Source organism: Rhizobium mayense (genome assembly GCF_030272705.1).
Taxonomy (GTDB): Bacteria; Pseudomonadota; Alphaproteobacteria; order Rhizobiales; family Rhizobiaceae; genus Rhizobium; species Rhizobium mayense.
In genome coordinates this window covers 1-3,354 of record NZ_JARFYM010000082.1, presented here as the reverse complement: position 1 = coordinate 3,354, position 3,354 = coordinate 1, and the positions used below count along the sequence as shown (strand labels likewise).

The following is a 3,354-nucleotide window of genomic DNA, read 5'->3' as shown; positions in this document are numbered from 1 at the left end:
CCTGCCGAAGCCGAAGAACGTTACTATGCCATGCTGGACGCGCCAGCCATGGCCGCATAACTTAAACCAAACGGCCTCCGGCAAACCCGGCGCGGTTCAGAGCGAAGTACAACCGCCTTAAGAAGGGGAGTAGTCTCATGGAACGGAATGTTGAGAATTCGACACCGAGCGTACTCGATAAATTCATTCAGTCTGCGAAGCTATCTGATTCCGAATTGGCCCGCCTCCAGCAACAATTTGATGAACTTGAACACGAAGCAATGCAGGAACAACATCACGAGCATCATGATGAATCTGTTCCTGAACCGGAGAAACCGAAAGTTCGTTAATACCGGGATCCAGGGCCGGAGCGCCACTCGGGATCTTGTGGCACTCCCCCACTTGATGAACATTGGATGAGCGGAGATGCCCCGATGGAGCCGCGGAGAGACTGCGAGAATGTAAAGGCAATGGCATGGGACCATTTGCTTTCGGAGTTTCCACTATTTCAAAGTAGTTATATCCTAAATCAACTTGAACTGTGCATTTGCCGAAGACTCCGGAACTTAGGAATGGCTGTTCCCTCTGCAGCGCGCCTGCTGCACGAGCTACAGCGTTCGAATGCGCATCAGCGCTACCGCGTGGTGGGAGATACCGTGGTAAGAGCCGCGATAGAACACGCTCGCAGATACATCGACACTGGAATCGAATACGGTATTCCCATTGACCAGTGTGAGCGCATTTTTAGCCTGGTCGCGGATGACCTGTCTCGGGGATTAGATGAGCCACTTGGCTTTGCCGGTGGGGTGAGGCTGCCCTCCCCTTACGACACCTGGATCTGGACGAATAATAGGTCTACTGCCGAAGTTGGACATGCGCACGCTGAGCTTGTTCGGCTGAATTACGGTGGAGAGTTAGTCGATCCCTCAGATGAGGAGGTTGAGTACATAAGGTCGGCGGCAGGGTTACTGCGGCAAGTAATGCCGGAGTCGTCTTACAATGCATTGAGACATGTGCAGGTAGTTGCTGTCTTCGCCAATGGAGGCGCATGGAAGCGCACGGCATCAAGCTCGGAATTTAGGTTGACCGGAACAATCTTTCTAAGTCGGCGATTTTTGAAGAATATTTGGTGGACTGCGGAGCACCTGCTGCACGAAGCTCTCCATCAACAGTTGTATGATCTTAGGCACACTCATTCCATTCTGCAGCCAGGTTACGACTTCGTGAGTTCCCCAAAGGTTCACTCTCCCTGGAACACGCCCCCAGGTAATCAATGGGACCTGCATCGAACAATGGCCGCGTACCATGTCTATGTTTACCTAGCCATTTTTGGATCGGTTGTAGAGGCGCTTGAAGAACCGAGTGAGTTCGGTCCCAGGGACGCGATGGGCGTTGCGATTTCTGGAAGCGTCAAGGCTGCGCAGCGCGCGCGCTATTTGTATGAGCAACTTCGATCCGTCGGATGGAGTCAACTGGGAGAAGCCGGTCGGCGCTTTGTCGATATTTTAGCAATCGCACTAGACGATGTGGAAAAAAGCCCCGCACCGACCGGCGCAAGGCTTCACCTCCTCATCGATCGTTATCGAAAGGAGGCGAATTTAATCGAGTCAGTTCCATCACGGATGATGGACCATTGCGAAGCCCTGAATAGAATTGCTGAAGATGAAGTGAAATGCACAAACCGCATCTTAACCGACCTTGGCTTGGGCAACTCCGCAACGATTGCGTATTTGGCGGGTGAATGCGTCGACAATTTCCCCGCGGTGCGTCGAGCGATAGCAATGTCACTTCTTGGTGCGTCAACTGACGGCTATACGTTGGCGACGCCGCAAGCAGAAGCAATGGTGAACGAGATGGTTGAACGGTCCAGTTCGGCGCTCACACCAATTCTTACCTCCTAGTTTTTTCGTGGATCATACAGTTGGCTAGGATTGGATTTCAACATCCAGGTATCGCTGCCGTGTTTCGTAAGATCTCCTCCGGTGAGGTGGTGGATCGCCGTGAAATTGAATTTGTGAAGCAGCGGTTCTTGACATTGTCAAACGCGACAGATGTCAAGCCAATTCGACCTCACAAAGCAACATTGCCGCGGGATAAATCGGATATCATTGATGGTTTCGCAACTCTGGAGGGAACAGCGCGCCATGCCTCTTTGTACGGAGCGGGCAGTTCGGAATTTTATGCAGAAGCAGGAGGATTACTGCTGTCAAAACTCGGCGTGGGGACTTCAATTGGATCGGCGGTTCAAGAAGACTATGTGGAGAACGTTGCATTCTGCCTGCGAGGCGGATTGAACGTAATCGACACGGCACCGAACTACGGATCGAATTTTTCGGAGTCTTTTGTCGGTGACGCTTTACGATCATTTATTTCCCAGGGGGGAGACAGATCCGGAGTGGTCGTGATCACCAAATCCAGGTCCCCATCTCATGAAGCAAAATTGAGTCATGTTGGGAACGGTACTTCGGAGAGGCGAGGCGCTGACAGCTTGCGCAGTCAGATCGATGAAAGTAGACTTCGCATTGGAGTGTCTACGATCGATGTTCTTCTCCTTCACAACCTCGAATGCCAGCTCTCAGGTATGAACGGCGCGAACTCGGAGAGGTACCTAGTGTCTGCCTTCACTGTGCTGGAAAAGGCCGCATCTGAGGGCGCCATAGGACAATACGGGTTTTCCACTTGGTCCGGTCTTTACGACAACACCTTGCGTCTCAAAACGCTCGTCGATCTGGCGCGAAGCGTGGCCGGTGAAGGGCACAGACTAAAGTTCATTGAAATCCCGTTTAATATGGGCCTTGTCCACGGCCTTCCAGTTATCTTTGAGGCAAACGATTTGAACTTTGCTGTTCTTGGAAGCGCTTCGTTGATGCAAGGAGCCTTATCTGACGGACTTCCCCTCCCAGTAAGAGATAGAATGTCTTCGCTGGCGACCGACGCTTTAAGAGCGCTCCAATTCGTGCGCTCTACGCCAGGACTGGCAGTTGCGTTAGTTGGAATGAGCGTCAGAAGACATATTATAGAAAATCTTTCGCTGTCCAATCGTCGTGCGCTAGATACCGAAGCATACAACGAGATAGTAAGTGCTATTTTAGATGGTGCGAAGTAAAGGGTGCCGTTGCACTAGCGACCGATACCCAAGGAAACCGGAATGCGGTCCGATTTCAGCCGAAGAGTTATTTCACCCTACGCGTCGACCAAGACGAGATCTCTGGGGATCGATTCCCCGACCCGCTCGCCTGCTCCGCCGTTCCTGATGGGTATCAAATCTGCTGCAACGGTGACCTTGCCCCCAAGTTTTATCCAGTTTTGAGTTCGCTCCAGCGGTTTTGGGTTGCTGTATTTGCGGCGGTAGCGGCGGGTTGCGGTGCGAAGCCA

The 3,354-nt window shown here is 52.2% G+C and carries 3 protein-coding genes and 1 pseudogene; 3 read left to right on the top strand and 1 reads right to left on the bottom strand.

The window, feature by feature from the left end:
• The first annotated feature begins 137 nt into the window (after positions 1–137).
• The 3 genes from PY649_RS34580 to PY649_RS34570 all read left to right on the top strand — a co-directional run bounded on the left by PY649_RS34580 (position 138) and on the right by PY649_RS34570 (position 3,085).
• On the top strand, positions 138–329 hold the full coding sequence (locus tag PY649_RS34580) for a hypothetical protein (RefSeq protein ID WP_285873553.1): 192 nt from the start codon (positions 138–140) through the stop codon (positions 327–329).
• A gap of 222 nt (positions 330–551) precedes the next feature.
• Positions 552–1,880, top strand: coding sequence for an aKG-HExxH-type peptide beta-hydroxylase (locus tag PY649_RS34575; protein ID WP_285873552.1), 1,329 nt, complete (start codon positions 552–554; stop codon positions 1,878–1,880).
• 59 nt (positions 1,881–1,939) lie between these two features.
• Complete coding sequence (locus PY649_RS34570; RefSeq protein WP_285873550.1) at positions 1,940–3,085, top strand: aldo/keto reductase; 1,146 nt, start codon at positions 1,940–1,942, stop codon at positions 3,083–3,085.
• 77 nt (positions 3,086–3,162) lie between these two features.
• Here the strand turns inward: PY649_RS34570 and PY649_RS34565 are convergent.
• Positions 3,163–3,354 (bottom strand): annotated as a pseudogene (locus tag PY649_RS34565) (hypothetical protein); the annotation flags it as partial.